This is a genomic window from Pseudomonas sp. NPDC089918, assembly GCF_050280605.1.
Lineage (GTDB): Bacteria > Pseudomonadota > Gammaproteobacteria > Pseudomonadales > Pseudomonadaceae > Aquipseudomonas.
Genome location: NZ_JBNNVP010000059.1, coordinates 1 through 25,231, shown reverse-complemented (window position 1 = coordinate 25,231; position 25,231 = coordinate 1). Strand labels below are relative to the sequence as shown.

General features: G+C 59.7%; 27 protein-coding genes. 14 read left to right on the top strand and 13 right to left on the bottom strand.

Annotated features, from left to right (window positions below; translation table 11 throughout):
• Positions 1-8: 8 nt before the first annotated feature.
• From flgJ to ACQKPC_RS27740, 6 genes are all read right to left on the bottom strand, one after another.
• A complete protein-coding gene (gene flgJ, locus ACQKPC_RS27765; protein WP_427627787.1) occupies positions 9-1,307 on the bottom strand; it encodes a flagellar assembly peptidoglycan hydrolase FlgJ in 1,299 nt (432 codons plus the stop codon).
• 11 nt (positions 1,308-1,318) lie between these two features.
• Entirely contained in the window at positions 1,319-2,428 is a 1,110-nt protein-coding gene (locus tag ACQKPC_RS27760; RefSeq protein WP_008072568.1) for a flagellar basal body P-ring protein FlgI, read from the bottom strand.
• Positions 2,429-2,446: 18 nt separating this feature from the next.
• Positions 2,447-3,142, bottom strand: coding sequence for a flagellar basal body L-ring protein FlgH (gene flgH, locus ACQKPC_RS27755; RefSeq protein WP_052966739.1), 696 nt, complete (start codon positions 3,140-3,142; stop codon positions 2,447-2,449).
• Positions 3,143-3,194: 52 nt separating this feature from the next.
• Positions 3,195-3,980 carry a flagellar basal-body rod protein FlgG gene (gene flgG / locus ACQKPC_RS27750; protein ID WP_008011001.1) on the bottom strand — a complete coding sequence of 262 codons (786 nt, stop codon included), beginning with the start codon at positions 3,978-3,980 and terminating at the stop codon, positions 3,195-3,197.
• 45 nt (positions 3,981-4,025) lie between these two features.
• A complete protein-coding gene (locus ACQKPC_RS27745; protein ID WP_008074885.1) occupies positions 4,026-4,766 on the bottom strand; it encodes a flagellar basal body rod protein FlgF in 741 nt (246 codons plus the stop codon).
• Between the two features lie 313 nt (positions 4,767-5,079).
• Positions 5,080-6,639, bottom strand: a complete 1,560-nt coding sequence (locus ACQKPC_RS27740) for a sigma-54-dependent transcriptional regulator (protein ID WP_427627784.1) — start codon at positions 6,637-6,639, stop codon at positions 5,080-5,082.
• Positions 6,640-7,087: 448 nt separating this feature from the next.
• On the opposite strand from ACQKPC_RS27740, the gene phhA reads away from it, so the two are divergent.
• From phhA to ACQKPC_RS27710, 6 genes are all read left to right on the top strand, one after another.
• Positions 7,088-7,873, top strand: coding sequence for a phenylalanine 4-monooxygenase (phhA, locus tag ACQKPC_RS27735; RefSeq protein ID WP_008074887.1), 786 nt, complete (start codon positions 7,088-7,090; stop codon positions 7,871-7,873).
• A gap of 105 nt (positions 7,874-7,978) precedes the next feature.
• Positions 7,979-8,335, top strand: coding sequence for a 4a-hydroxytetrahydrobiopterin dehydratase (locus tag ACQKPC_RS27730; RefSeq protein WP_010457024.1), 357 nt, complete (start codon positions 7,979-7,981; stop codon positions 8,333-8,335).
• Positions 8,335-9,528 (top strand): amino acid aminotransferase, encoded by a 1,194-nt coding sequence (locus tag ACQKPC_RS27725; RefSeq protein ID WP_427627781.1) that lies wholly within the window; start codon positions 8,335-8,337, stop codon positions 9,526-9,528. The genes ACQKPC_RS27730 and ACQKPC_RS27725 overlap by 1 nt, the downstream gene beginning before the upstream one ends.
• 209 nt (positions 9,529-9,737) lie before the next feature.
• Complete coding sequence (locus ACQKPC_RS27720) at positions 9,738-9,869, top strand: hypothetical protein (RefSeq protein ID WP_256348506.1); 132 nt, start codon at positions 9,738-9,740, stop codon at positions 9,867-9,869.
• A 74-nt stretch (positions 9,870-9,943) separates the two neighbouring features.
• On the top strand, positions 9,944-10,126 hold the full coding sequence (locus tag ACQKPC_RS27715) for a hypothetical protein (protein ID WP_427627779.1): 183 nt from the start codon (positions 9,944-9,946) through the stop codon (positions 10,124-10,126).
• Between the two features lie 103 nt (positions 10,127-10,229).
• Positions 10,230-11,429, top strand: a complete 1,200-nt coding sequence (locus ACQKPC_RS27710; RefSeq protein ID WP_427627777.1) for an MFS transporter — start codon at positions 10,230-10,232, stop codon at positions 11,427-11,429.
• On the opposite strand, the gene arfB is transcribed toward ACQKPC_RS27710, so the two are convergent.
• Both arfB and ACQKPC_RS27700 read right to left on the bottom strand, forming a co-directional pair.
• Entirely contained in the window at positions 11,426-11,839 is a 414-nt protein-coding gene (gene arfB / locus ACQKPC_RS27705; protein WP_427627775.1) for an alternative ribosome rescue aminoacyl-tRNA hydrolase ArfB, read from the bottom strand. The genes ACQKPC_RS27710 and arfB overlap by 4 nt on opposite strands.
• A 222-nt stretch (positions 11,840-12,061) precedes the next feature.
• Entirely contained in the window at positions 12,062-13,483 is a 1,422-nt protein-coding gene (locus ACQKPC_RS27700; protein WP_427627773.1) for an amino acid permease, read from the bottom strand.
• A 932-nt stretch (positions 13,484-14,415) separates the two neighbouring features.
• On the opposite strand from ACQKPC_RS27700, the gene ACQKPC_RS27695 reads away from it, so the two are divergent.
• Both ACQKPC_RS27695 and ACQKPC_RS27690 read left to right on the top strand, forming a co-directional pair.
• Entirely contained in the window at positions 14,416-14,553 is a 138-nt protein-coding gene (locus ACQKPC_RS27695; protein WP_007938535.1) for a hypothetical protein, read from the top strand.
• A 67-nt stretch (positions 14,554-14,620) separates the two neighbouring features.
• The gene (locus ACQKPC_RS27690; RefSeq protein WP_008010991.1) at positions 14,621-15,586 is read left to right on the top strand and encodes a hypothetical protein; all 966 of its coding nucleotides are present in this window, start codon (positions 14,621-14,623) and stop codon (positions 15,584-15,586) included.
• Between the two features lie 198 nt (positions 15,587-15,784).
• Here ACQKPC_RS27690 and rluB read toward each other — a convergent pair whose 3' ends face one another.
• The 5 genes from rluB to ACQKPC_RS27665 all read right to left on the bottom strand — a co-directional run bounded on the left by rluB (position 15,785) and on the right by ACQKPC_RS27665 (position 20,664).
• A complete protein-coding gene (rluB, locus tag ACQKPC_RS27685; RefSeq protein WP_192345682.1) occupies positions 15,785-17,050 on the bottom strand; it encodes a 23S rRNA pseudouridine(2605) synthase RluB in 1,266 nt (421 codons plus the stop codon).
• A gap of 302 nt (positions 17,051-17,352) precedes the next feature.
• A complete protein-coding gene (scpB, locus tag ACQKPC_RS27680) occupies positions 17,353-18,327 on the bottom strand; it encodes an SMC-Scp complex subunit ScpB (RefSeq protein ID WP_427627770.1) in 975 nt (324 codons plus the stop codon).
• A gap of 11 nt (positions 18,328-18,338) precedes the next feature.
• Positions 18,339-19,097, bottom strand: a complete 759-nt coding sequence (locus tag ACQKPC_RS27675; protein ID WP_177319506.1) for a segregation and condensation protein A — start codon at positions 19,095-19,097, stop codon at positions 18,339-18,341.
• A 60-nt stretch (positions 19,098-19,157) separates the two neighbouring features.
• Entirely contained in the window at positions 19,158-19,787 is a 630-nt protein-coding gene (locus ACQKPC_RS27670) for an L-threonylcarbamoyladenylate synthase (RefSeq protein WP_032830619.1), read from the bottom strand.
• Between the two features lie 13 nt (positions 19,788-19,800).
• Entirely contained in the window at positions 19,801-20,664 is an 864-nt protein-coding gene (locus ACQKPC_RS27665) for a PHP domain-containing protein (RefSeq protein WP_427627768.1), read from the bottom strand.
• Positions 20,665-20,751: 87 nt separating this feature from the next.
• On the opposite strand from ACQKPC_RS27665, the gene ACQKPC_RS27660 reads away from it, so the two are divergent.
• The 6 genes from ACQKPC_RS27660 to ACQKPC_RS27635 all read left to right on the top strand — a co-directional run bounded on the left by ACQKPC_RS27660 (position 20,752) and on the right by ACQKPC_RS27635 (position 25,147).
• Positions 20,752-21,348, top strand: coding sequence for a septation protein A (locus ACQKPC_RS27660; RefSeq protein WP_123495966.1), 597 nt, complete (start codon positions 20,752-20,754; stop codon positions 21,346-21,348).
• A gap of 1 nt (position 21,349) precedes the next feature.
• On the top strand, positions 21,350-21,649 hold the full coding sequence (locus ACQKPC_RS27655) for a YciI family protein (protein WP_007984134.1): 300 nt from the start codon (positions 21,350-21,352) through the stop codon (positions 21,647-21,649).
• 110 nt (positions 21,650-21,759) lie between these two features.
• Entirely contained in the window at positions 21,760-22,173 is a 414-nt protein-coding gene (locus tag ACQKPC_RS27650; protein ID WP_427627765.1) for a translation initiation factor 2, read from the top strand.
• A gap of 7 nt (positions 22,174-22,180) precedes the next feature.
• Positions 22,181-22,858 (top strand): response regulator transcription factor, encoded by a 678-nt coding sequence (locus tag ACQKPC_RS27645; RefSeq protein ID WP_008010984.1) that lies wholly within the window; start codon positions 22,181-22,183, stop codon positions 22,856-22,858.
• Between the two features lie 263 nt (positions 22,859-23,121).
• Complete coding sequence (locus ACQKPC_RS27640) at positions 23,122-23,571, top strand: Spy/CpxP family protein refolding chaperone (RefSeq protein WP_427627763.1); 450 nt, start codon at positions 23,122-23,124, stop codon at positions 23,569-23,571.
• 235 nt (positions 23,572-23,806) lie between these two features.
• On the top strand, positions 23,807-25,147 hold the full coding sequence (locus tag ACQKPC_RS27635) for a sensor histidine kinase (protein ID WP_427627761.1): 1,341 nt from the start codon (positions 23,807-23,809) through the stop codon (positions 25,145-25,147).
• Positions 25,148-25,231 lie beyond the last annotated feature (84 nt).

The following is a 25,231-nucleotide window of genomic DNA, read 5'->3' as shown; positions in this document are numbered from 1 at the left end:
CCTTATGCCTATAAAGGCGTAGTGGAAGCGCCCGCCGCAGCGTAGTTTTGGTAACTCGTCATCTGCTTGGCTATCTGCGAAATCTTGCTTGCGTAATCCGGGTCGGTTGCATACCCGGCTTTTTGCAACTCGCGTACAAACTGTTCTGGGTTATCGGCCGACTTCAGCACATCTTGATAGCGATTGTTGCTTTGCAGCAGCGTTACAAGGTCATGGAAGCTGTCTTTGTAAGAGCCGTAGGAACGGAACTCGGCCGTCTCCTTGACCATCTCGCCGTTTCTGAATTCGCTGGTGATCGCCCGCGCCGAATCGCCCTTCCAGTTACTGCTGGCCTTGATGCCGAACAGGTTGTGGCTGCTGCTGCCATCCTGGGCGCGCATGACCGATTTGCCCCAACCGGTTTCCAGGGCAGCCTGAGCCACCAGGTAACGCGGATCGACCCCGATACGGTCGGCAGCTTCTTTGGCCATTGGCAGCATGGTGTTGACGAATTCGTCGGCGGAACTGAAGGCTTTCTTCGCTGGCGCCAAGGGGATTTGAGCCATGGAACGCCCATAAATCTGCAGGCGCCCGCTGGCCGCTGTATCCGTTTGCCCAGCCAGCCAATCGCCGTTGTACAGAGGGCCGGAACCGGTCTTGGTGCTCTGCGGCATCTGGATAGTGTTCTGCGCCGTTGTGGCGGTTGTTGCAGCGGTCGATGCCGACGGCACCAGCCCGGCGAGCAAACGATCAGCCAGTTTCGGCGGCAGCGCCAGACGCCGCTGATTGATCAGCGCCATGTCATTGCGATGAGCGCCCTCGCCCGCGCTTGTCGGCGTCTTCACCGAGCGCGAAGCCCACAACGGGCGCTCACCATTGAGACGCGACAGCGGCCCGTCGGTGGCGACCGTACCGGCGGCAATCGGTGTTTCCACGGCGGCTTTCGCGGCAGCTTGCTTGGCGGCAGACGCTGCTGCCGCCTCACCCGGCGCCATCGGTTTGTTCTTCGACATCTGGCGCATCAGCACGTCCGCCAGGCCAATACCGCCGCCTTCGCGGGACAGGGAAACGGCCAACTGCTGGTCGTACATTTCCTGGTATTGCTTGGCTGCCGGCGTGTTGAGCGGGTTGTCCTGGCCCAGCGCTTCGGTGGCCGAACGCATGGACTTGAGCATTTCACCAAGAAACAGCGATTCGAATTCCTGCGCCACTTTGCGCATGTTCGCATCGCTGTTCTTGTCGCCGACCTTGAGCTGGTTCAGGCGATTCAGGTCCGAGTAGGAACCCGAATCGCTGCTGCTGACCAGACCGCTTTTGCGCATATCCATGGTCGCCGTCCTCAGATCACAATCAGGTCGGCTTGCAACGCGCCGGCCTGCTTCAGCGCTTCGAGGATCGCCATCAAGTCACCCGGTGCCGCGCCGACCTGGTTCACCGCACGGACGATTTCGTCGAGAGTGGTGCCCGGGCCAAACTTGAACATCGGCTTGGCTTCTTGCTGAGCGTTGACCCGCGAGCGCGGCACCACTGCCGTCTGCCCATTGGACAAAGGGCCGGGCTGGCTGACGATCGGGTCTTCGGTGATGGTTACGGTCAGGCTGCCGTGGGTCACGGCGGCCGGGGAAACCTTGACGTTCTGGCCGATCACGATGGTGCCGGTGCGCGAGTTGATGATGACTTTCGCCACCGCCTGGCCCGGGTCGACTTCGAGGTTTTCGAGGATCGACAAATAGTCGACCCGCTGGCTCGGATCGAGTGGCGCAGTCACGCGAATCGAACCACCGTCGATGGCCTGAGCGACGCCAGGGCCAAGCATGTTGTTGATCTTGTCGACGATGCGCTTGGCGGTAGTGAAGTCCGAACGGTTGAGGTTCAGGGTCAGGCTGTTGCCCTGATTGAAACCGCTTGGCACGGCACGCTCGACCGACGCACCGCCAGGGATGCGACCGGCCGACGGAACGTTGACGGTGATCTTCGAACCGTCACGTCCTTCGGCATCGAAACCGCCAACCACCAGGTTGCCCTGAGCGACGGCGTAGACGTTGCCGTCGATCCCTTTGAGCGGCGTCAGCAACAACGTACCGCCACGCAGGCTCTTGGAGTTACCGATGGACGCAACGGTGATATCTATCTGTTGACCCGGCTTGGCGAACGCCGGCAGATCAGCACTGATCGACACCGCCGCGACGTTCTTCAATTGCACGTTGCCCGAACCTGCCGGCACCTTGATGCCGAACTGCGAAAGCATGTTGTTGAAGGTCTGCAGGGTGAACGGGGTCTGGGTCGTCTGATCGCCGGTGCCGTTAAGCCCGACTACCAGGCCGTAGCCGATCAATTGGTTGGAACGCACGCCGGAAATACTGGCGATGTCCTTCAGCCGCTCGGCTTGAGCGTCGAAGGCTGCGGACATCAGGAGCGCAGCCACCATCAGGTGTTTGAAGTTCAACATGCTCACCAGAGAAGCCACCTAGAAAGGGAACAGCGGGCTGAGGAAGAAACGGTCGAACCAGCCTGGCTGACTCGCATCGGCAAACGCACCGGTGCCCGAATAGGTGATGCGTGCATCGGCGACGCGGGTCGACGACACGGTGTTGTCGGTGGCGATGTCATCGGCGCGAACGAGGCCGGCAATCCGCACCAGTTCATCACCGGTATTGAGGGTCAGCCACTTCTCGCCGCGCACGGCGATGATGCCGTTAGGCAACACGTCGGCGACGGTCACGGTGATCGAACCGGTCAGGCTGTTGCTCTGGCCGGACTTGCTGTCGCCCTTGGTGGCGCGGTCACCTTCATAACCGACGTCCAGGCTCAGGCTACCGCTGCCCACTGGATCACTGGTGCTCAGGCCGCCCCCGAAAAACGAGCTCAGGCCGATGTCGGTCTTGCTGTTCTTGTCGATCTGCGAGTTGGCGTTCTTGCTCGCCTGGGTGCGCTCGTTCAGGGTGATGGTGATGATGTCACCGACCCGGAACGCCTTGCGGTCGCTGTACAGGTTCTGTTCGAAACCGGCCTGGTAGATCGAGCCGTTATTGGCGGCAGCCGGCAGCGGCGTGCGCGGCAACACCGGGGCGTAGTAAGGGTCATTGGGCTTGGGCGGCGGAGCGACGCAGCCCGCGAGCACGACGACCCCACTCAGTGCCAGAACAGATACAAAGCGATTCATGACCCTACCTCACGGTGTTGCAGGCGGCCTCATGGCCGCCTCATAGACTTGATTACAGATTCTGCGTTACGAACGAGAGCATCTGATCGGCGGTGGAGATCACCTTGGAGTTCATCTCGTAGGCGCGCTGAGTGGTGATCATGTTGACCATCTCTTCTACGGTGCTGACGTTCGAGGTTTCCAGAGTGTTCTGCAGCGTGGTGCCGAAACCGGCGAGGCCCGGGGTGCCGACTTGCGGCGCGCCACTGGCAGCGGTTTCCAGGAACAGGTTGTTACCCACCGCTTGCAGACCGGCCGGGTTGATGAAGTCGGCGGTTTGCAGGTTGCCGATCACCTGAGAGGCCGGGTTGCCGGCGACGGTGATGGACACGGTGCCGTCACGACCGACGGTGAAGGTCTGGGCGTCGTTCGGAATGACAATAGCCGGTTCAAGGGCGAAACCGCTGGCGTTGACGATCTGGCCGTTGGAATCCAGGTGGAACGTACCGTCACGGGTGTAGGACGTGGTGCCGTCCGGCTGCAGGATCTGGAAGAAACCGCGACCGTCGATGGCCATGTCCAACGGTTGCTCGGTGGTTTGCAGGCTGCCGGCGGTGAAGTTTTTCTGGGTGCCGACGATGCGCACACCGGTACCCACTTGCAGACCCGACGGCAATTCGCTGTCCTGGGTCGACTGGGCGCCTGGCTGGCGTTTGATCTGATACAGCAAGTCCTGGAACTCGGCGCGGTCACGTTTGAAACCCGTGGTCGATACGTTCGCCAGGTTGTTGGAAATGGTGGTGAGGTTGGTGTCCTGGGCGGACAGACCTGTTTTGGCAACCCATAGAGCCGGAAGCATTCGATTCTCCTCGTGCGCCTGTTTTACGGCGCGACGTTCTGATAATTAGCTGATCTGCAAGACCCGAGCCATGGCCTGGTCATCGTCTTTGGCGGTGTTCATCATCTTGATGTGCAGCTCGAACTGCTTGGCCAGCGCCAGCACCGAAGTCATTTCTTCCACGGCATTGACGTTGCTCGACTCAAGGAACCCGGACACCAGTTTGACGTTGGCATCGGCCTGCGCCGGCTTGCCGTCCTTGGTGTGGATCGAACCGTCCAGGCCTTTGGTCATGTTCTTGAAGTCCGGGTTGACCAGTTTGATGCGGTCGACTTCGGCCATCACCCGTGGACCTTCGCCCATCGCACGAATACTGATGGTGCCGTCTTCGCCGACTTCGATTTGCTGCTCGGGCGGCACGGCAATCGGCCCGCCATTGCCTACCACCGGCATACCGTTGCCGGCACGCAGCACGCCCAGGGCGTCAACGTTCAAGCTGCCGGTGCGCACGTAGCTTTCACCGCCATCGGGGTTCTGCACGGCGATCCAGCCGTTGCCTTGCACCGCGACATCGAGGTCGCGACCGGTTTCTACCAGCGAGCCAGGGGAGAAGTCGGTGGCCGGACGTTCGCTCATGGCAAACGCACGCGCCGGAAAGCTGTCACCAAACACTGGCATCGAACGAGCCTGTTCCAGGTCCTTCTGAAAACCGTTGGTAGAGATGTTCGCCAGGTTGTTGGCATGAGCCTTCTGCGCCAGTGCATTCTGGCTGGCGCCGGTCATTGCCACATAAAGGTACTTGTCCACACTCTTTCCTCTGCATGCCGGACGTTTGCCGCCCACCGCTGTACTGCTGAGCCATAAGCAATTTGCAGACCAACTTTTTTCTGGCGGCGCAGGGCCCGGCAAACAAAGGACTTGAGGGATTCAGAGGGGATTGGGGGAATGTATCGAAGACGAAAAACCGGCGGTGTTATGCCGCTTCGCGGCAATCCTCAGTTTCCGTCACCTGATCGTTCCCACGCTCTGCGTGGGAATGCAGCCCGGGACGCTCCGCGTCCCAAGAGCGGACGCAGAGCGTCCATTGAGGCATTCCCACGCAGAGCGTGGGAACGATCAGTCAGGTGTTGTCTTTACCAACCTCATACTCACGCAACTTATTGGCAATGGTCGTATGCGAAACCCCCAACCGCTTGCCCAGTTGCCGACTGCTCGGATGCTCGGAATACAAACGCTCCAGCACCGCTTTCTCAAAGCGCCCGACAATCTCGTCCAAGCCACCCTCAAGCGAAAAATCGCCGAGAGGCTGACGCACGCCGTAATCCGGCAGACGAATATGTTCAGCTTTGACCGTCCCGCCGTCGCACAGGGAAACCGCCTGGAACAGTACGTTTTCCAACTGTCGCACATTGCCCGGCCAGTGATAGTTACTGAGCCGTTCCATGGCCGCTGGCGCCAGTTTCGGCAACGGGCAACCGATCTGCCGACTGGCCTGATCGAGGAAGTGCTCCACCAGCGGCGCCAGTCCGTCGAGGCATTCGCGCAGCGGCGGGATGTGCAGCGAGAGCACGTTCAAACGGTGGTACAAATCCTGGCGAAACTCACCGCGAGCGCACAGCTCGGACAAATCCACTTGCGTTGCGCAGATCACCCGCACATCCAGATAGACCTCTTCATCGCTGCCGACACGACGGAAGCAACCGTCCTGCAGAAAGCGCAGCAATTTCACCTGCAAGCGAGGGCTCATTTCACCGACGCCGTCGAGGAACAACGTACCGCCCGCCGTCAGCTCCAACAGCCCAAGCTTGCCTTCGGCCCGCGCGCCTTCGAAGGCACCAGGACCGTAGCCGAACAATTCGGTCTCGGCCATGGACTCCGGCAGACCGGCACAGTTGAGCGCCATCAACGGTGACTGCCCACGCGGGCTCGCCAAGTGACAGGCCCGCGCCAACAACTCTTTGCCGGTGCCGGTTTCGCCTTCTATCAATAGCGGCGCATCCAGCGGGGCCATGCGCCGCGCTTCGCGCACCACCGCCGCCATCACTTTCGAGCTTTGGAAAATACTGTCGAAGCCGCGCAATTCCTGCTTGCGCACGTTATAGATGCGCTCGCCCACCCGGTCCGCCCGGTGCAACGTCAACACCGCACCGGCCATGGCCTCGCTTTCGTCATGCTCCGATTGCAGCGGCGCGATGTCGGCGAGAAACACATCGCCCTTGACCTTGACCCGCAAGCCGTTGATCCGTGACTTGTTGGCCCGCACCAGTTCCGGCAAATCGAAATCCTCGGCGTACCGCGACAGCGGAATCCCCGGCACCTCGTCCACCCGCACCCCGAGCAACTGCGCCGCCGCACGGTTGGCCGCGACGATGGAGCCGCCCATGTCGATCGACAGCACCGGAAACTCCAAGGCACCAAGCAAGGCGTTGAGCTCCATGTGCCGACGCTCGCTGGGCATCAGCCCTACGCGCTTGACGCCGAATACTCCGCCAATCGCCTCAAACTTCGGACGCAACGCCTGAAACTGAATGTTGATCAGGTTCGGGCAGTGCAGGTAGATCGCATTGCCGTGCTCACCGCCCACTTCGCCGCGAGCGACGTTGATCCCGTACTCGACCAGCAGGTTGAGAATGTCGCGCAGAATACCGATGCGGTTCTGGCAGTGAACTTTGATACGCATATAAAGGCCCACAAAACGGTGAGTGAGGTTGATGCCGAGCGCACAACCTGTGGGAGCGGGCCGTGGTGAGGGGGCTTGCCCCCGTTTGAGTGCGCAGCACTCACAAGATCTTTGGCGCATCAGAGATTTTGGGGCTGCTTCGCAGCCCAACGGGGGCAAGCCCCCTCACCACAACCCGCTCCCACAGGGGTACTTGCCAGACCGACGTATTTTTCTGCCGAGGCACTCAAATAGTCGTCAAGATTATGTGACACCTGTGAGCCATTTCAAACCCGCAAATATCAATACTTGCGCCGCAGCGATCAATCCGTAACGAATATTTTACGAAAAGTGCAGATTTTTCCTGCATGCAACGACAATCACCTGCTGCAACACCGCACGCCTTGGAGTATTTCTAGGTCCATAGCTGTACACACAACAAGAACGAATCCCCTAGCAGGAGAGCAGCATGAAGCAGACGCAATACGTGGCTCGTGAGCCCGATGCGCAAGGTTTTATCGACTACCCCGCCGAAGAACACGCGGTGTGGAACACGCTGATCACTCGCCAACTGAAAGTGGTCGAGGGCCGTGCGTGCCAGGAATACCTGGACGGTATCGAAAAACTCGGTCTGCCCCACGACCGCATTCCGCAACTCGGTGAAATCAACAAGGTCCTCGGTGAAACCACCGGTTGGCAGGTTGCCCGAGTCCCCGCACTGATTCCCTTCCAGACCTTTTTCGAATTGCTGGCGAACAAGCAGTTCCCGGTGGCGACGTTTATTCGTACCCGCGAAGAGCTGGATTACCTGCAAGAACCGGACATTTTCCACGAGATCTTTGGCCACTGTCCGCTGCTGACCAACCCCTGGTTTGCCGAATTCACCCACACCTACGGCAAACTGGGCCTACAGGCCTCCAAGGAAGAACGCGTGTACCTGGCGCGCCTGTACTGGATGACCATCGAGTTCGGCCTGGTCGACACGCCGCAAGGCCTGCGCATCTATGGCGGCGGCATTCTGTCCTCGCCCAAAGAAACCGTTTACTGCTTGTCGAACGAGCCTGAGCATCAGGCCTTCGACCCGCTGGAATGCATGCGCACGCCGTACCGCATCGACATTCTGCAACCGCTGTACTTTGTCCTGCCGAACCTCAAGCGCCTGTTCGATCTGGCCCACGAAGACATCATGGGCATGGTCAAGCAAGGTATGCAGCTGGGGTTGCGCGCGCCGAAATTTCCGCCAAAAGCCGCGTGACCCGCGTCTTTTGGCATCAAGTGAGTCTGTTACGGATCGCCGCTTTGCTTTAGCGTGGTCCCACTGACGACCGTTTTTCAAAACACTCGATTTCAGGAACACATCATGTCCACATTAAACCAAGCCCATTGCGAAGCCTGCCGCGCCGACGCCCCTCAGGTCAGCGACGAAGAATTGCCGATCCTGATCAAGCAGATCCCTGACTGGAACATCGAAGTTCGCGACAGCGTGATGCAGCTGGAAAAAGTTTTCCTGTTCAAGAACTTCAAACACGCGCTGGCGTTCACCAACGCCGTCGGTGAAATTTCCGAGGCCGAAGGTCACCACCCAGGCCTGCTGACCGAGTGGGGCAAAGTCACCGTGACCTGGTGGAGCCACTCCATCAAAGGCCTGCACCGCAACGACTTCATCATGGCCGCGCGCACTGACGAAGTGGCGAAGAACGCCGAGGGCCGCAAATAATGCATTTCGACGCCATCGGTCGAGTACCAGGCGACCCGATTCTCGGCCTGATGGAGGCCTTTGCGCAGGACCCTAACCCGCGCAAATTCGACCTTGGCGTGGGTGTCTACAAAGACGCCCAGGGCCTGACGCCGATCCCCGAAGCGGTGAAGCTCGCCGAGCAGCGCCTGGTGGATCGTCAGCCCACCAAGACCTACATCGGCGGTCACGGCGATGCAGCGTTCGGCAAGGTGATCAACGAGTTGGTGCTTGGCGCTGATTCAGCGCTGATCGCCGAACAACGGGCCGGCGCCACTCAAACGCCGGGCGGCACTGGCGCATTGCGTTTGAGCGCTGACTTCATCGCCCAATGCTTGCCGGGCCGTGGCGTGTGGTTGAGCAACCCGACCTGGCCGATCCACGAAACCATTTTCGCGGCGGCCGGGGTCAAGGTCAGTCATTACCCGTACGTGGGCAGCGACAACCGTCTCGATGTGGAAGCGATGCTGGCGGTGCTCAATCAAGCACCCAAAGGCGATGTGGTGCTGCTGCACGCATGCTGCCACAACCCGACCGGTTTCGATTTGTCCCATGACGATTGGCGTCGGGTGCTGGACGTGGTACGCAGTCGCGATTTGCTACCTCTGATCGACTTCGCCTATCAGGGGTTCGGCGACGGCCTGGAGCAAGATGCCTGGTCGACGCGGTTGTTCGCCGCCGAGTTGCCGGAAGTGCTGATCACCAGTTCCTGCTCGAAGAACTTCGGCCTGTACCGCGACCGCACCGGCGCACTGATTGTCTGCGCGAAAACCGCCGACAAGCTGGTGGATATCCGCAGCCAACTGGCCAACATCGCCCGTAACCTGTGGTCGACGCCGCCGGATCATGGCGCCGCCGTGGTCGCGACCATCCTCGGCGATCCAGAGCTGAAAAGCCGCTGGGCCGACGAAGTGGAAGCCATGCGTTTGCGTATCGCCCAGTTGCGCAGCGGTCTGGTCGAAGCACTTGAACCCCATGGCTTGCGTGAGCGATTTGCGCACATCGGTGTGCAACGCGGGATGTTTTCCTACACCGGTTTGTCGCCGGAACAGGTCAAACAGCTGCGTGAACGCCACAGCGTTTACATGGTCAGCTCAGGCCGGGCTAACGTGGCGGGGATTGATGCGACACGCCTGGATCTGCTGGCAGAAGCCATCGCTGACGTCTGCAAATAACCCTCCCCCAATGATCGTTCCCACGCTCCGCGTGGGAACGATCATCGCAGGCTCCACCAGCGCCTACACAGACCTGTCTAGACAATCCCATCCGTCGCAACAAATGGATATAAAAGTCTATTTGTCATTTCTCCTGCTGTATCCTGCGCAGGCTTTTTTAAAAGCGCGGATCTACCAGATCTATCAACAGACTTAGCGAGGAGCGCGACATGCACGAGATCCCTAATCTCCCCTTCCCAAGCCTGCACGAAACTGAGCAGACAACCACGCAACAAGCCGGTGCCCAACAGCCCGAGATGAAAGAAGCACCTGAACGCCGCCAGGCCGACAGCGAAGACTGATCCACCCGCACGACCAGACCGTGTGGAAAGCGCTAATATGCGCTTTCCACACCGCCTGAACCTTGAGCTTTCCCATGACCGACGAATTCAGTGCAACCCAGGCCAGCGTCCTGATCGGCACCGCCGAGAAGATGATCGAGATCTGGAACCGCCTTTCCCCCGAGAAACAAGCCGCGTTGCTGGCCCGCTTCGGCAGCGAAGAAAACGCCCTGGCCGCTCTGGTCACGACGCAACTGGTTGCCCCCGCCAAAACCTGACTCACCCCGCCTGGCAAATAGTTTTACTTTTTCACGCCCCGCGACCGTTCACGCCGCTATCATAAGCAGCCTATCTATCCTGCTGCCCCGTGGACCTTTACCCATGTCAGAAACCCAGCGCCCCATGGCGGTCACGCTGCAAGTCGTTTCCATCGTCCTGTTCACGTTCATCGGTTACCTGAATATCGGCATTCCCCTGGCTGTATTGCCGGGCTACGTCCACAGCGACCTCGGTTTCGGCGCCGTGATCGCCGGGCTGGTGATCAGCGTGCAATACCTGGCCACCCTGCTCAGCCGTCCTTACGCCGGGCGCATCATCGACAACAAGGGCAGCAAACTGGCGGTGATGTACGGCCTCGCCGGCTGTGGTTTGAGCGGTGTGTTCATGTTGATTTCGGCCTGGACGCAAAGCCTGCCGACATTAAGCCTGATCAGCCTGTTGATCGGCCGACTGGTGCTCGGCAGCGCGGAAAGCCTGGTCGGTTCCGGGTCGATCGGCTGGGGCATCGGCCGGGTCGGCGCAGCGAACACCGCCAAGGTCATCTCCTGGAACGGCATCGCCAGTTACGGTGCGCTGGCGGTCGGCGCGCCGCTGGGGGTGTTACTGGTGAGTCAACTGGGTTTGTGGAGCATGGGCGTGAGCATCGTGCTGTTGGCCGTTCTGGGTCTGGCGCTGGCCTGGCCAAAAACCGCCGCACCGATCGTTGTCGGCGAACGCCTGCCGTTCATGCACGTGCTGGGGCGGGTGTTTCCTCACGGTTGCGGTCTGGCCTTGGGTTCCATCGGCTTTGGCACCATCGCCACATTCATTACCCTGTATTACGCCACTCAGCAGTGGTCCAACGCGGTGCTGTGCCTGAGCCTGTTTGGCGCCAGTTTTATCGGTGCGCGATTGTTGTTCGGTAACCTGATCAATCGCCTCGGCGGCTTTCGCGTGGCGATTGCCTGCCTGTCGGTGGAAACCCTCGGACTGTTGCTGCTGTGGCTGGCACCCGACGCCCATTGGGCACTGGCCGGCGCGGCGCTGAGCGGTTTCGGTTTTTCGCTGGTGTTCCCGGCCTTGGGCGTGGAAGCGGTCAACCTGGTGCCCGCCTCCAGCCGTGGCGCGGCAGTCGGGGCGTATTCGTTGTTCATCGATTTGTCGCTGGGGATCACCGGACCGCTGGCGGGTGCGATTGCGGCGGGGTTTGGTTTTGCCTCGATCTTCCTGTTTGCCGCGTTGGCCGCTTTGAGCGGATTGATGCTAAGCGTTTACTTGTACCGGCAGGCGCCAAAGTATCGTGAAGAAAGAGAAGCGCGTTAAAAGTCGACCTTTCCGCGCCCAGCCTTGATGCTGCCGCGCTTGGTCTTTGATTCGAGCCGACGCTTTTTCGAACCGAGTGTCGGCTTGGTCGGGCGGCGTTTCTTCTCGACCTTGGTGGCACTGAGGATCAACTCGGTCAGGCGCTCCAGCGCATCAGCGCGGTTCTGTTCCTGCGTGCGGTATTGCTGGGCCTTGATGATCAACACGCCGTCGCTGGTGATGCGACTGTCACGCAGCGCCAGCAGCCGTTCCTTGTAGAACTCGGGCAAGGACGAGGCCGGAATGTCGAAGCGCAGGTGCATGGCGCTGGAAACCTTATTGACGTTCTGCCCACCGGCGCCTTGGGCGCGAATGGCCGTCAACTCGATCTCGGCATCCGGCAGATGCACGTTGTTGGAAATCACCAGCATGGAAAAAAATCCGTATTCAGAACAAGCAGGATACCGCGAATAGACAGAAGGAATGCGGCCCCTGTGGGAGCGTGGCTTGCCCGCGATGAACGATAACGCGGTATGCCTGATGAACCGCGGCGCCTGAATCGCGGGCAAGCCACGCTCCCACAGGATTTTGTACGGAACCCATAAATGACAAACCCGGCACATGGCCGGGTTTGTTGTTTCTGCGCTTTGCACTTACTTGGCAGCGGAACCTGCGGCCTGCAACGCCTGCTGGGCGCTGCGCTTGTTCTTGATGCCGTAGCAGACCCACATGAACGCAACCCACACTGGAATCGCATACACCGAGATCTGGATGCCCGGGATCAGCAGCATCACGCCAAGGATGAACACCACGAACGCCAGGCAAACATAGTTGCCGTACGGGTACCACAGGGCCTTGAACAGCGGCGTCTGTTTGGTCTTGTCCATGTGCTGACGGAACTTGAAGTGCGAGAAGCTGATCATCGCCCAGTTGATTACCAAAGTGGCCACCACCAACGACATCAACAGTTCCAGCGCATGTTGCGGAACCAGGTAGTTCAGCAGCACCGCGACCAGGGTCACGGCAGCCGACGCCAGAATCGAACGCACCGGCACGCCACGCTTGTCGATCTTCGACAAGGCTTTCGGCGCATCGCCCTGCTCGGCCATGCCCAGCAGCATACGGCTGTTGCAGTAGGTGCCGCTGTTGTACACCGACAGCGCCGCAGTCAGGACCACGAAGTTGAGGATGTGCGCGGCGGTGTTGCTGCCGAGCATCGAGAACACTTGCACGAACGGGCTACCGCTGTAGGCATCGCCGGACGCGTTCAGCGTCGTCAGCAGGCTGTCCCAAGGCGTCAGCGACAGCAGGACCACCAGCGCACCGATGTAGAAAATCAAAATCCGGTAGATCACCTGGTTGATCGCTTTCGGGATCACGGTTTTCGGTTTGTCCGCTTCGGCTGCGGTGAAACCGAGCATTTCCAGGCCGCCGAAGGAGAACATGATGATCGCCATGGCCATCACCAGACCGCTGACGCCGTTCGGGAAGAAGCCGCCGTGTTCCCACAGGTTGGTCACGGAGGCTTGTGGGCCGCCGTTGCCGCTGACCAACAAGTAGCTGCCCAGGGCGATCATGCCGACAATCGCCACAACCTTGATGATCGCGAACCAGAACTCGGCCTCACCGAAGACTTTGACGTTGGCCAGGTTGATCAGGTTGATCAACACGAAGAAACCGGCTGCCGAGACCCAGGTCGGGATATCCGGCGCCCAGTAGTGGATGTATTTGCCGACCGCGGTCAGCTCGGACATGCCCACCAGAATGTACAGAATCCAGCAGTTCCAGCCCGACAGGAAGCCGGCAAAACCGCCCCAGTATTTGTGGGCGAAGTGGCTGAAGGAACCGGCGACTGGCTCTTCGACGATCATTTCGCCGAGTTGGCGCATGATCATGAAAGCGATGAAGCCGCAGATGGCGTAGCCGAGAATCATCGACGGGCCAGCGGATTTGAGCACGCCGGCCGAGCCAAGGAACAACCCGGTACCGATCGCGCCACCGAGGGCGATCAGTTGAATATGGCGATTTTTCAGGCCGCGTTTCAGCTCGCCTGAATGCGAGTTTTGTCCACTCATGAAAAGGGTCTCACGCAAGGTTTGATGATGTTCAGTAGACGTTGCTGCTCGGTTGCGATTTCAAGCAGCGCCGATCAAACCCCAGCGCAGGCACCAGGAGTTCAGCGTTTTTACGACAGTCATGCGTCACCTGTTTGTTTTTATCTGTGACGAAATCGAACCCGACACGCTCGTGACGCGGCGGAGTGAACAAGGCGGATAGCCTTGAGGTTTGCGCTGTTGCGCAGAGGGTCACAGTTAAAACGCGGCGCATTGTACACCTGTAACCCCCTGCTGCCAGACACCGCTGGATCAGCGCGTCGGTTGCCGGGATTGCCTGTGTCCGCCTCGAGGGTCTCGGGCGACTGCAAAAATTGAGTCAGACCTTTGCAGGTCATCGATAAGGGCAGCGGAAAAATCGCCCTTGGGGGAGAGATGGAGATGAGTCACGGCGTACATTGCGCCTCCTTCTTGTTATGCACCTGCACGACAGGCATGGGGCGCATCTCACCCTTCATACGCTGCTGAAACAAGCGCGCCAGAGCCCTTGAAGGGAACAAAATCGCCGGCTGACGGAAGGTTTTCCTTACAGACCTTTCCCTCGCGGCATTCCACGGGGTTTGAGAGCCCTTTTCGTAAGGTTTTATTGACAAGGTGTAACGTAAATTTTCCAAATCAGATCAAAAAGTCAACTGACTGTAAATTGACGATAGGAAGCTTCCTAAGGAAATTTTCGGCTTAGTTTTCTGTTTTTTATTAAGAAAACTGGCTTTCGAAAAATGGAATAAATAGTTCAAATGAAAATTGTTTAATTATTTTTTTGCATTCCAAAACCCTGTGAACTAGGTTTTCAGCGACTTGCCGAACTGCATCGTCCGGCACGTTGACGCGCTCTTCAACGAGTGAAAAGCACGCCGCTGTTCTTACCGAAAAAGTCATCTAGGAGATTCACCATGCAAGCACTGGACAAAGACTTGGACACTGAACTGCAACTGGACGATTGGTTTGAAGCACCGACCCACGAAGCCGCCGTCGAAATGATGCAAGCCGACGCGGTTGTTCCGTTCGGCACGGCGATGTGGCCTCTGTAAGACATCCCGGCAGGCACGATCCGGCCGGTCGTGCCTGCCACTTTCTCGGTTTGTCAGGGAGGATTACATGGATAAGCAACGGGCCATCTCGCATTTCCTTTACTACCTCGAACATCACCCTGCCGTTGCCGGCATCAATCCGGCGAAGGTCTTGCTCGGCCATACCGCCGATTACGAGGCACATACCTGCGCCATCGCCGAACAGGCCGGTAACAGCCCACGGTTCAGCTTCAGCGCGATGCGTCTGGACCTCGAACCCACCGAATTGCTGGCGCAGGCGATTACCGACAGCGATCTGTACATTTTCTTCTACGACTCTTCCACCCTGCCCAACCCGCGTCCCGACGGCCCGGAATTTGTCCGTGCGCTGCAGGGCGTGATGGCGCAGAACTGGAAGAAGTCATTGCTGTTCAAGGATTACGGCGATTACTTCTACGACACCTTCAGTGTCACCCCGCAGCGAATTGCCGGGTTGAATAGCCACTTGATCCAGCGCATGTCCCACGCCACCACCCTGAGTTTCAAAGATGATCATGGGTCGTGGTTCGAAACACCCTTGAGCAGTATCAAGAAGTGGACCGACATCAACGGTATCGGCAACTTCGATCTGGCGCCCGGCGAGATCGCTACTCATAGCGAGGCCATTAATGGCCGGGTGAAATTTATGGGGACTTTCCTCAGTACGATTCCATTTGCCCGCAAGTACGGCGTATTGGCGTCACCGCTGGAGTTGTGGATCGAGAACTCCACCATCAGCAAAATCGCCACCGATGTGCCGGGGCTGGAACATGACTTCAACAAGTACCTGGACGCCAATCCGTCCAATCGGCGAATCGAGGAACTGGGGATCGGCACCAACGAAGGCGTGAAAGATTTGTATGCACGCAATGCCGGGTTCGAGGAGCGCCATTGCGGTTTGCACCTTGGCTTGGGCGGAGGTGCCAAGGGTAGCCATCATCTGGATTTGATCTTCTCTGGCGGCGTGTTGGCGCTGGATGATGACCCGGTGTTTGATCGGCGGTTTGTGTTCTAGCTGATCGTTCCCACGCTCCGCGTGGGAATGCCTCAATGGACGCTCCGCGTCCGCTTTCGAGAGGTGACGCGGAGCGTCACGGGCTGCATTCCCACGCGGAGCGTGGGAACGATCAACTCACAAACACCACAAAACTAAAGACAGCCCCAAAAAAAACGCCATCCCGAGGGATGGCGTTTTTCATGGAGCGCTCACCGATTACTCAGGCTTGCGACGACCGAAGCCCGGGCGCTGGCCGGAACCGGCTGGTGCACCGCGGCGTTTGCCCGATGGCGCGTCACGGTCGACCAGGACGATGCCTGGGCGTTTCTTCGGCGCCGGCTTGGCCGGGCGCTTGGTGTCGGCCGGGCGGTCTGCCACGGGCGTACCACGACCGGCAGGCGCACCGCGATCGCTGCGACCACCGGACGGCGCGCCACGGCCTTCGCCACGCTCAGTGCGACCGTTGGCCGGACGTGGCGTGCGTGGACTGCGCTCGCCGTCCTGACGTGGTGCTGGCTTGCGGGCCGGGCGTTCGCCTTCGATCTGTGGCTCGCGGGATTCGCGCGGGCTGGCGGCGGTCGAACCCGCAGCTGGACGCAGGGTACGCACGCGTTCGGTCTTGCCCACCGGACGGGACGATTTGCGCTGCATACGCTCAAGCTTGTCTTTGCTCTTGGCGTTCATTTGCGGCATCGCCACCGGGGTCAGGCCGACTTCAGCACTGAGAATGTCGACTTCGTACTGGCTCATTTCGCGCCAGCGGCCCATCGGCAGGTCGGAGTTGAGGAACACCGGACCGAAACGCACGCGCTTCAGGCGGCTGACCACCAGGCCCTGGGATTCCCACAGACGACGGACTTCGCGGTTACGACCTTCCATCACCACGCAGTGGTACCAGTGGTTGAAACCTTCGCCACCCGGAGCCTGTTTGATGTCGGTGAACTTGGCCGGGCCGTCTTCGAGCACCACGCCTGCCTTCAGGCGTTCAATCATCTCGTCGTCGACTTCGCCACGTACACGTACCGCGTATTCACGGTCCATTTCGTAGGATGGGTGCATCAGGCGGTTGGCCAATTCCCCGTCGGTGGTGAACATCAGCAAACCGGTGGTGTTGATGTCCAGACGACCGATGTTGATCCAGCGACCTTCTTTCGGGCGCGGCATCTTGTCAAACACGGTCGGACGACCTTCAGGGTCGTTACGGGTGCAGATTTCACCGTCGGGTTTGTTGTACATGATCACGCGACGTACCGACTCGGCGGCTTCTTCGCGCTTGATCACCCGGCCATCGATGGTGATGGCGTCATGCAGGTCGACGCGCTGGCCGAGGGTGGCGTCTTTGCCATTGACCTTGATGCGGCCGTGGCTGATCCAGGCTTCTACGTCACGGCGCGAGCCGACGCCGATACGGGCGAGGACTTTCTGCAGCTTTTCGCCTGCTGGGCCGATTTCCTGGTCGTCTTTCTGGTCGTTGATACTCATCTGGGCACCTCCCGGTGTGGTCTGTTCAGGCTTTTGCCTGAAGATGTGAAAGCTGGTCGTTTGACGAAGAGATCGCCAAAGGGTCGCGAATCATACGCTCATGGAGACGTTCGCGCATCAGAGACTAGCTGATCGACAGTCGGTTATTTGCTTTTGCGCCGAACGGTGGTGCCGAGTTTAATCAACCGGAGAACACGGAACCCTTGTGGGAGCGAGCCTGCTCGCGATGACGGCAGTACATTCAGCATCAAAGTGACTGATAGACCGCTATCGCGAGCAGGCTCGCTCCCACAGGATTCGGGTCAGTCGTCGAATTGGCGGCGTTCGTTTTCGATCGCTTCGGCGAGGGCCTGGGCTTCGGCTTCTTCGTCGGTCAATTCGGGCTCGGGTTTCGGCTGTTCAAGCGCGGCTACAGCGGCCAGGAGCTTTTCGCGAGCTTCGGCGACGCCAAGAATATCGTCTTCCTGCTCTGGTTCGACTTCGGCGTCAGCCTCGACCTGAGGTTCAACTTCGGTTTCAGGCTCGGGTTGAACCGACTCCCCTTCCGTCTCGGTCACCGTCCCATCGCGCAACAAATCATCGAAGTCGGTCTTGAGCCCCTCTTCCATGGTGTCCAGTTCCAGCAACAGAGTGTGGAAACTGGTTTCTTCCTTGGGTTCTTCCGGCTCGGCGCTGGCATCAGCCAATTCCTGCAGGCTGGCAGGCACGGGGGCGTCGTCAAAATCGAGCACAGGATCGGGTTCCAGCTCGCGCAGTTCGGCGAGTGGCGGCAGGTCGTCGAGATTCTTCAGGTTGAAGTGATCGAGAAACGCCTTGGTGGTGGCGAACATCGCCGGTTTGCCGGGTACGTCGCGGTAACCGACGATGCGGATCCACTCACGCTCCAGCAGGGTTTTCACGATGTGGCTGTTGACGGCCACGCCGCGCACGTCTTCGATCTCGCCCCGGGTGATTGGCTGGCGATAGGCGATCAGGGCCATGGTTTCGAGCATGGCGCGGGAATAGCGTTGCGGCCGCTCTTCCCACAAACGTCCGACCCACGGCGCGAACTTTTCGCGGATCTGCAGGCGATACCCGGAGGCGACTTCCTTCAACTCGAAAGCACGACCATCGCAGGATTTGGCCAGAATCGTCAGCGCTTTCTTGAACACAGGGGGCTCGGGCCGCTCGCCTTCTTCGAAGAGTTCGAACAGGCGTTCAAGCGATTGCGGTTTTCCCGAGGCCAACAGAAAGGCTTCAAGCAGTGGCGCCAGCTCGCGGGGTTCAGTCAGGTTCATGATTCAACTCGTTATTCGGCTCGGGCCCGGACATGGATCGCCGCGAACGGCTCATTCTGCACCAGCTCGACCAAGGATTCCTTGACCAGCTCGAGGATCGCCATAAAGGTCACCACCACCCCCAGGCGCCCTTCTTCAGCGGTGAACAGCTCGACAAAGGGCACAAAACCGCCGCCCTTGAGCCGTTCCAGCACATCGCTCATGCGCTCGCGGGTGGACAGCGCTTCACGGCTGACCTGGTGGCTTTCGAACATGTCGCCACGGCGCAAGACCTCGGCCATGGACATCAGCAACTCTCCCAGACTCACATCCGGCAACAGTTTGCGCGCCCGGGCTTCCGGGGCATCGAGCTTGGGCACCACCACGTCGCGGCCGACGCGGCTCAGGCCATCGATGCCTTCGGCGGCAGCCTTGAAACGCTCGTACTCCTGCAAGCGGCGAATCAGCTCAGCACGAGGATCGTCCTCTTCGTCTTCGATCGTCTCGGCACGGGGTAACAGCATCCGCGACTTGATCTCGGCGAGCATCGCGGCCATCACCAGGTACTCGGCGGCCAGCTCCAGGCGCACCGACTGCATCAACTCGACATAGCCCATGTACTGCCGGGTGATTTCCGCCACCGGGATGTCGAGGATATTGATGTTCTGTTTGCGGATCAGGTACAGCAGCAAGTCGAGCGGGCCTTCGAAGGCTTCAAGAAACACCTCGAGCGCATCCGGCGGGATGTACAGGTCCAGCGGCATTTCCATGACCGCCTGGCCATAGACCATGGCGAAAGGCAGTTCTTGCTGGGCGCCGGCCTGGCTGTCGACGGGTTCTACTGCAGACATCTAGGCCTCGGCCATGAAAGGCGCAGGGTCGCCGCAACCGACGCGGATGATTTCCGGTTCGCCGTCGGCGAGGCTGATCACGGTGGACGCCTTGATCCCGCCGAAACCGCCGTCGATGATCAGGTCGACCTGATGCTCAAGCAACTGGCGCATTTCGTAAGGATCGCTCAACGGGTCGGTGTCGCCGGGCATGATCAGGGTCACGCTCATCAGCGGCTCGCCGAGTTCTTCCAGCAATGCCAGGGCAATCGGATGGCTTGGCACTCGCAGGCCGATGGTGCGTTTTTTCGGGTGCAGCAACAGCCGCGGGACTTCGCGGGTGGCGTTGAGAATGAAGGTGTAAGGGCCAGGCAAGTGAGCCTTGAGCACACGGAAAGTGCCGGTATCGATCTTGGCAAACAGCCCCAACTGCGACAGGTCGCTGCAAATCAGCGCGAAGTTGTGCTTCTCATCCAACTGACGCAGCCGGCGTACGCGTTCCACGGCGTTCTTGTCGCCGATCTGGCAACCAATGGCGTAGGAAGAGTCTGTGGGATAAATCACCACCCCGCCGTTGCGGATGATCTCGACAGCCTGTTTGATCAGGCGCGGTTGCGGGTTTTCCGGATGAATCTGGAAAAATTGACTCACATTCTCTACCTGTTCAGACGACGGCAATAATTGGGTCATGTTTGAATCGACACCACAGTGGCGGCAGATCCTCCGGGAGCGGGCGGTATTCACCGATCTCGGACCAGCCTCCAGGGCCATGAAAATCACTGCCGGCGCTGACCAGCAGACCAAACTCGCGGGCTAGAATCGCCAAACTGCCCACCTGCTCGGCGGGTTGATGGCCATTGACCACTTCAATCGCGTGGCCCCCTGCTTGAATATAGTCGGCAATCAGGCGGCGACGTTTGCTGCGAGTGAAATCGTAGTGCCAGGGATGCGCCAGGCTGACCCAGGCGCCCGCGGCGCGCAGGGTTTCGACAGTGTCTTCCAGGGTCGGCCAGTGTTGTTTGACGTCGCCCAGTTTGCCGGCGCCCAACCATTTGCGGAACGCTTCGGCGCGATCCTTGACGAAACCTTCGCGCACCATCCAGTCGGCGAAGTGCGGACGGGCCGGCGCGTTACCGCTGTCGCCCAGCTCCTGTTGAATGGCCCGAGCGCCGTCGAGCGCCCCCGGCATGCCTTTCAACGCCAACTTGCGGCTTATTTCTTCGGACCGTAGCCAGCGGCCATCGTGCAAAGTTGCGATGGCCTCGACCAACGGCGGCGCATTGACGTCGAAACCGTAGCCCAGCACATGAATGGTTGCCCCACCCCAGGTGCAGGACAATTCGACGCCATTGACCAGTTGCATCCCCAGCGCCGTCGCGGCGCTACGGGCCTCGTCGAGGCCTTCAAGGGTGTCGTGATCGGTCAAGGCCAGGACTCGCACGCCTTTCTCGAACGCACGCGCAACCAGTACCGCAGGCGCGAGGGCGCCGTCGGAAGCCGTGCTATGGCAGTGCAAATCAACATTCACAGGACTGTGTAACCTCAAATCAGCTGACGCTATCGCGCGTCAATATGTTTGTTATTATGCCGCCACATCCTGCTTCTGGCTGCCACTGTGAAACAATTCATCGACTTCATCCCGCTTCTGCTGTTTTTCATCGTCTTCAAAATCGATCCACGGGTCGTCGATATCGGCGGTTATCAACTGTCTGTCGGTGGTATTTACAGCGCCACCGCAGTGCTGATCATCAGCTCCCTGGTGGTTTACGGCACGCTGTTCATCAAGCAGCGCAAGCTGGAGAAGAGCCAGTGGCTGACCCTCATCGCCTGCCTGGTCTTCGGTAGCCTGACCCTGGCGTTCCACAGCGAGACCTTCCTGAAATGGAAAGCCCCGGTGGTCAACTGGCTGTTCGCCCTCGGGTTCATCGGCAGCCACTTCATCGGTGATCAACTGTTGATCAAACGCATCATGGGCCACGCGCTGACCCTGCCAGAGCCGGTCTGGACCCGTCTGAACATCGCCTGGATCGGGTTTTTCCTGTTTTGCGGCGCCGCCAACCTGTTCGTCGCGTTTACGTTCCAGAGCTACTGGGTCGACTTCAAAGTCTTCGGCAGCCTGGGCATGACGTTGCTGTTCCTGGTCGCCCAGGGCATTTACCTGTCCCGCCACCTGCACGACGCCGATACCACCACGCCAAAAACCGAGGACTGACATGCTTTACGCAATCATTGCCACAGACGTCGCCAACTCCCTGGAAGCCCGCCTGGCCGCACGGCCTGCGCACCTTGAGCGACTGCAAGTGCTTAAAGGCGAAGGTCGTATCGTACTGGCCGGCCCGCACCCGGCCGTCGACAGCAATGATCCGGGCGCGGCGGGTTTCACCGGCAGCCTGATCGTTGCCGAATTCGATTCGCTGAGCGCCGCACAGGCCTGGGCCGATGCCGACCCGTACATTGCCGCAGGCGTCTACGCCAACGTTTTGGTCAAGCCGTTCAAGCAAGTCCTGCCGTAAAGTCCTTCAGCGCGATGAACCTTGTCGGTTCATCGCGTGTTCAATCGCTCATTATTCTCGTTTACCGGCCGACAACCTGCCCAATACTCGTATTGGAATCAGGAGTTGCGATGCGCAAAGGTCCGTTGTGTCTGATGTTGGTGACGTTGTCGATCATGGCGCCCGCCCATGGTGAAGAAAGCGCCAATGGCGGTAGTTCGACGCCGCTGTCCTTGAGCGCCGGCAGCCAGATCACCGAGTTGCAGCAGCGCTTGAAGGCAAGCGAGCAGCAACGAGAAGAGCTGAGCAAACAACTGCAAAATACCGATGGCGAACGCGAAAGCGCTCAGTTGAGCCGGTTGCGCCAGGAGAATCAGCGCCTCAAGCTGCAACTCAAGGAGGCTCAGGCCAGCAGCCCGCTGCCACGCCTGCTGACAGATCAGCAGCAATGGTTCGTGATTGGGGGCGCAGTAGCGCTATTGGCCTTGCTCTGCGGTATCTTCGCCAGTGGTGCAACCAGAAAACGTCGGCAATGGCTAAATTGAGTGAGTCATGAGCGAGCTGTTATTAATTGATGATGACCAGGAGCTGTGTGAGCTCCTGAGTAGTTGGCTGAGCCAGGAAGGCTTTCAGGTCCGCGCCTGCCACGATGGCCAGAGCGCGCGCCGGGCGTTGGCCGAAACTTCCCCGGCGGCCGTGGTGCTGGACGTGATGCTGCCGGATGGCAGTGGCCTGGAACTGCTCAAGCAACTGCGCAGTGACCATCCGGATTTACCGGTGCTGATGCTTTCGGCCCGTGGCGAACCGCTGGATCGCATCCTCGGCCTGGAACTCGGTGCCGATGATTACCTGGCCAAACCGTGCGACCCACGAGAGCTGACAGCGCGCCTGCGCGCAGTGTTGCGCCGCAGTCATCCGACGGCAGTTTCCAGCCAGCTCGAATTGGGTGACTTGTGCTTCAGCCCGGTGCGTGGCGTGGTCAGCATCGATGAACAGGAGTTCACCCTCACTGTCTCCGAAAGCCGCCTGCTCGAAGCCCTGCTCAAGCAACCCGGCGAACCGCTGGATAAACAGGAACTGGCACAAATCGCCCTCGGTCGCAAACTGACCCTGTACGACCGCAGCCTGGACATGCACGTGAGCAACCTGCGCAAAAAAATCGGCCCACACCCCGACGGCCGCCCGCGCATCGTGGCCCTGCGCAGTCGTGGTTACTATTACAGCCTGTAAGAACCGAGAAAGAACTGGACAAGCACAACCTGTGGCGAGGGAGCTTGCTCCCGCTGGGCTGCGAAGCGGCCCCCAAAGCGGGACTGCTACGCAGTCCAGCGGGAGCAAGCTCCCTCGCCACAGACTGGTAGCTGTGGGGTTTTGTCAGGTCGGCACAAGACCCTCTTTACCCAAGCTTTACGCTCCGCTGACCGCCGCTGACCTTGATCTGCGTAATCTGCACACATCCGGAACGTACCGGGAACGAGACAAGGAGATACACCATGCGCAAGACTCTTATCGCTCTGATGTTTGCTGCCGCCCTGCCGACCGTTGCCATGGCCATGCCTGAAGGCACAGGTCCGATGGGTGATCACATGGACGGCTCACGCCACGGCGGTCAGATGCACGGCATGCACGGTAAAGGCCCTTACAGCCAACTGGACCTGAGCCGCGAACAGCGCGAGCAAATCCGCAAGATCATGGGCGAGCAGATGCATGAGCGTCAGCAATTGGTCGACAAGTACCTGGAAAAACTCTCGCCAGCCGATCAGAAAGCCCTGAAAGACGAGATGGCGGCCAAGCACAAGAAAGCCGAAGCCGACGTTCGCGCACTGCTGAAACCGGATCAACAGAAGCAATTCGACGAGATCCAGAAGAAAAAGGCTGAGCGTCGCGCCGAATGGGCCGAGTTCAAGGCCTGGAAAGCGCAGCAAGCGCAAAAAGCGCAATAATGCGCTAACCCCGGACCCGACGGCTAACACCGTTGGGTCTGATACCACTCAGTCTAATGTGGGAGCGGGCTTGTGTGGCGAGGGGGCTTGCCCCCGTTGGGTCGCGAAGCGGCCCCGACATTTCAAAGTTAAACCGCAGGTAATGGTTTACGACTGCTTCGCAGCCGAACGGGGGCAAGCCCCCTCGCCACATTGGCCCGCTCCCACATGGATTGCGCTTGTTTGAGGATTTTCTGTGCGCTCATTGTTCTGGCGTATTCTGGCCAGCTTCTGGCTGGCCATCGCTCTGGTTGCAGGGCTTTCCATTCTGCTCGGGCACATGCTCAACCAGGACGCGTGGATTCTCAGTCGCCACCCGGGCCTCAACACCTTGGCCGAACAGTGGACGCAAACTTACGAAAGCCAGGGAGAAGAAGCCGCCCAGGACATTCTGGAACAGCGCAAGCGTCAGTATCACATCAACGTTCAAGTGCTCAACGAGGCAGGTGACCCGGTGGTACGCGGTACCTTTCCACGGCGGGCGGCGGCCTTCGAAGCACGACAGAACAACGATGATCGACGCCTGCCATGGCGGCGTCTGACCGATGAATACACCAGCGCCAAGACAGGCGACACCTATCTGCTGATCTATCGCGTCCCGCACCCGGAACTGGACGCCTGGCACCGCGAAAGCCTGCTCTGGCCGTTGAGTGCACTGGGCATCGCACTGGTGGTGTTGACTCTGTTCAGCTTGCTGGTGACCTTTTCCATCACGCGACCACTGAGCCGTTTACGAAGCGCCGTGCATGACCTGGGGCAGACAACGTATCAACAAAACAGCCTGGCGAAACTGGCCAACCGCCGCGATGAATTCGGTGTGCTGGCCAACGACTTCAATCGCATGGGCGCACGCCTGCAAAGCCTGATCGGCAGCCAGCGGCAATTACTGCGGGACGTGTCTCACGAATTACGCTCACCCTTGGCCCGACTGCGCATTGCCTTGGCACTGGCCGAGCGGGCCAACCCTGAGGAGCGGGAAAAACTCTGGCCACGCCTGACCCGTGAATGCGATCGACTGGAAGCGTTGATCAGCGAAATCCTGGTACTGGCGCGCGTCGATGCCGACAACGCCAGTGCCGAAGAAGTCGATCTAAACGCGCTGCTCACTACCCTGCAAAAAGACGCTCAGTTGGGTTCGCCCGAGCAGAACGTGCACCTTGAAGTCGAGCCGCAACTGAACCTCAAAGGCTGGCCGACCATGATCGAGCGCGCCGTGGACAACCTGCTACGCAATGCCCAGCGCTTTAACCCGGTCGGGCAACCGATCGAAATGCAGGCGTTGCGTCAGGGCGACAGGATTGTGGTCAGCGTGCGCGATCACGGCCCTGGCGTAGAAACCGAGCATTTGAATCAGCTGGCTGAACCGTTCTATCGGGCACCGGGGCAAACAGCGGCCGGGCATGGCCTCGGGCTGGCCATTGCGCGTCGTGCGGCGGAGCGCCATGGCGGCAGTCTGGTGCTGGCCAATCACCCGGAGGGCGGATTTATTGCCAGCCTTGAATTGCCGTTGGTGCCGGGGGCTGTGGTTCAACCCTGAACCCTGTGGGAGCGGGCTTGCTCGCGAAGACGGAGTGTCAGTCGACATCATCGTTGCCTGACACTCCGCTTTCGCGAGCAAGCC

Excerpts from the sequence above, each read along its gene's own strand:
- ACQKPC_RS27700 (WP_427627773.1), bottom strand. The coding sequence starts at position 13,483 with ATGAGTGGACAAAACTCGCATTCAGGCGAGCTGAAACGCGGCCTGAAA.
- ACQKPC_RS27720 (WP_256348506.1), top strand. The coding sequence starts at position 9,738 with ATGCACGAGATCCCTAATCTCCCCTTCCCAAGCCTGCACGAAACTGAG.
- phhA (WP_008074887.1), top strand. The coding sequence starts at position 7,088 with ATGAAGCAGACGCAATACGTGGCTCGTGAGCCCGATGCGCAAGGTTTT.
- flgJ (WP_427627787.1), bottom strand. The coding sequence starts at position 1,307 with ATGGATATGCGCAAAAGCGGTCTGGTCAGCAGCAGCGATTCGGGTTCC.
- ACQKPC_RS27730 (WP_010457024.1), top strand. The coding sequence starts at position 7,979 with ATGTCCACATTAAACCAAGCCCATTGCGAAGCCTGCCGCGCCGACGCC.
- rluB (WP_192345682.1), bottom strand. The coding sequence starts at position 17,050 with ATGAGTATCAACGACCAGAAAGACGACCAGGAAATCGGCCCAGCAGGC.
- ACQKPC_RS27675 (WP_177319506.1), bottom strand. The coding sequence starts at position 19,097 with ATGGTCTATGGCCAGGCGGTCATGGAAATGCCGCTGGACCTGTACATC.
- ACQKPC_RS27715 (WP_427627779.1), top strand. The coding sequence starts at position 9,944 with ATGACCGACGAATTCAGTGCAACCCAGGCCAGCGTCCTGATCGGCACC.
- ACQKPC_RS27650 (WP_427627765.1), top strand. The coding sequence starts at position 21,760 with ATGCGCAAAGGTCCGTTGTGTCTGATGTTGGTGACGTTGTCGATCATG.
- ACQKPC_RS27760 (WP_008072568.1), bottom strand. The coding sequence starts at position 2,428 with ATGTTGAACTTCAAACACCTGATGGTGGCTGCGCTCCTGATGTCCGCA.
- ACQKPC_RS27690 (WP_008010991.1), top strand. The coding sequence starts at position 14,621 with ATGGATAAGCAACGGGCCATCTCGCATTTCCTTTACTACCTCGAACAT.
- ACQKPC_RS27710 (WP_427627777.1), top strand. The coding sequence starts at position 10,230 with ATGTCAGAAACCCAGCGCCCCATGGCGGTCACGCTGCAAGTCGTTTCC.
- ACQKPC_RS27740 (WP_427627784.1), bottom strand. The coding sequence starts at position 6,639 with ATGCGTATCAAAGTTCACTGCCAGAACCGCATCGGTATTCTGCGCGAC.
- scpB (WP_427627770.1), bottom strand. The coding sequence starts at position 18,327 with ATGAACCTGACTGAACCCCGCGAGCTGGCGCCACTGCTTGAAGCCTTT.
- ACQKPC_RS27655 (WP_007984134.1), top strand. The coding sequence starts at position 21,350 with ATGCTTTACGCAATCATTGCCACAGACGTCGCCAACTCCCTGGAAGCC.
- ACQKPC_RS27645 (WP_008010984.1), top strand. The coding sequence starts at position 22,181 with ATGAGCGAGCTGTTATTAATTGATGATGACCAGGAGCTGTGTGAGCTC.
- ACQKPC_RS27640 (WP_427627763.1), top strand. The coding sequence starts at position 23,122 with ATGCGCAAGACTCTTATCGCTCTGATGTTTGCTGCCGCCCTGCCGACC.
- flgG (WP_008011001.1), bottom strand. The coding sequence starts at position 3,980 with ATGCTTCCGGCTCTATGGGTTGCCAAAACAGGTCTGTCCGCCCAGGAC.
- flgH (WP_052966739.1), bottom strand. The coding sequence starts at position 3,142 with ATGAATCGCTTTGTATCTGTTCTGGCACTGAGTGGGGTCGTCGTGCTC.
- ACQKPC_RS27695 (WP_007938535.1), top strand. The coding sequence starts at position 14,416 with ATGCAAGCACTGGACAAAGACTTGGACACTGAACTGCAACTGGACGAT.
- ACQKPC_RS27725 (WP_427627781.1), top strand. The coding sequence starts at position 8,335 with ATGCATTTCGACGCCATCGGTCGAGTACCAGGCGACCCGATTCTCGGC.
- arfB (WP_427627775.1), bottom strand. The coding sequence starts at position 11,839 with ATGCTGGTGATTTCCAACAACGTGCATCTGCCGGATGCCGAGATCGAG.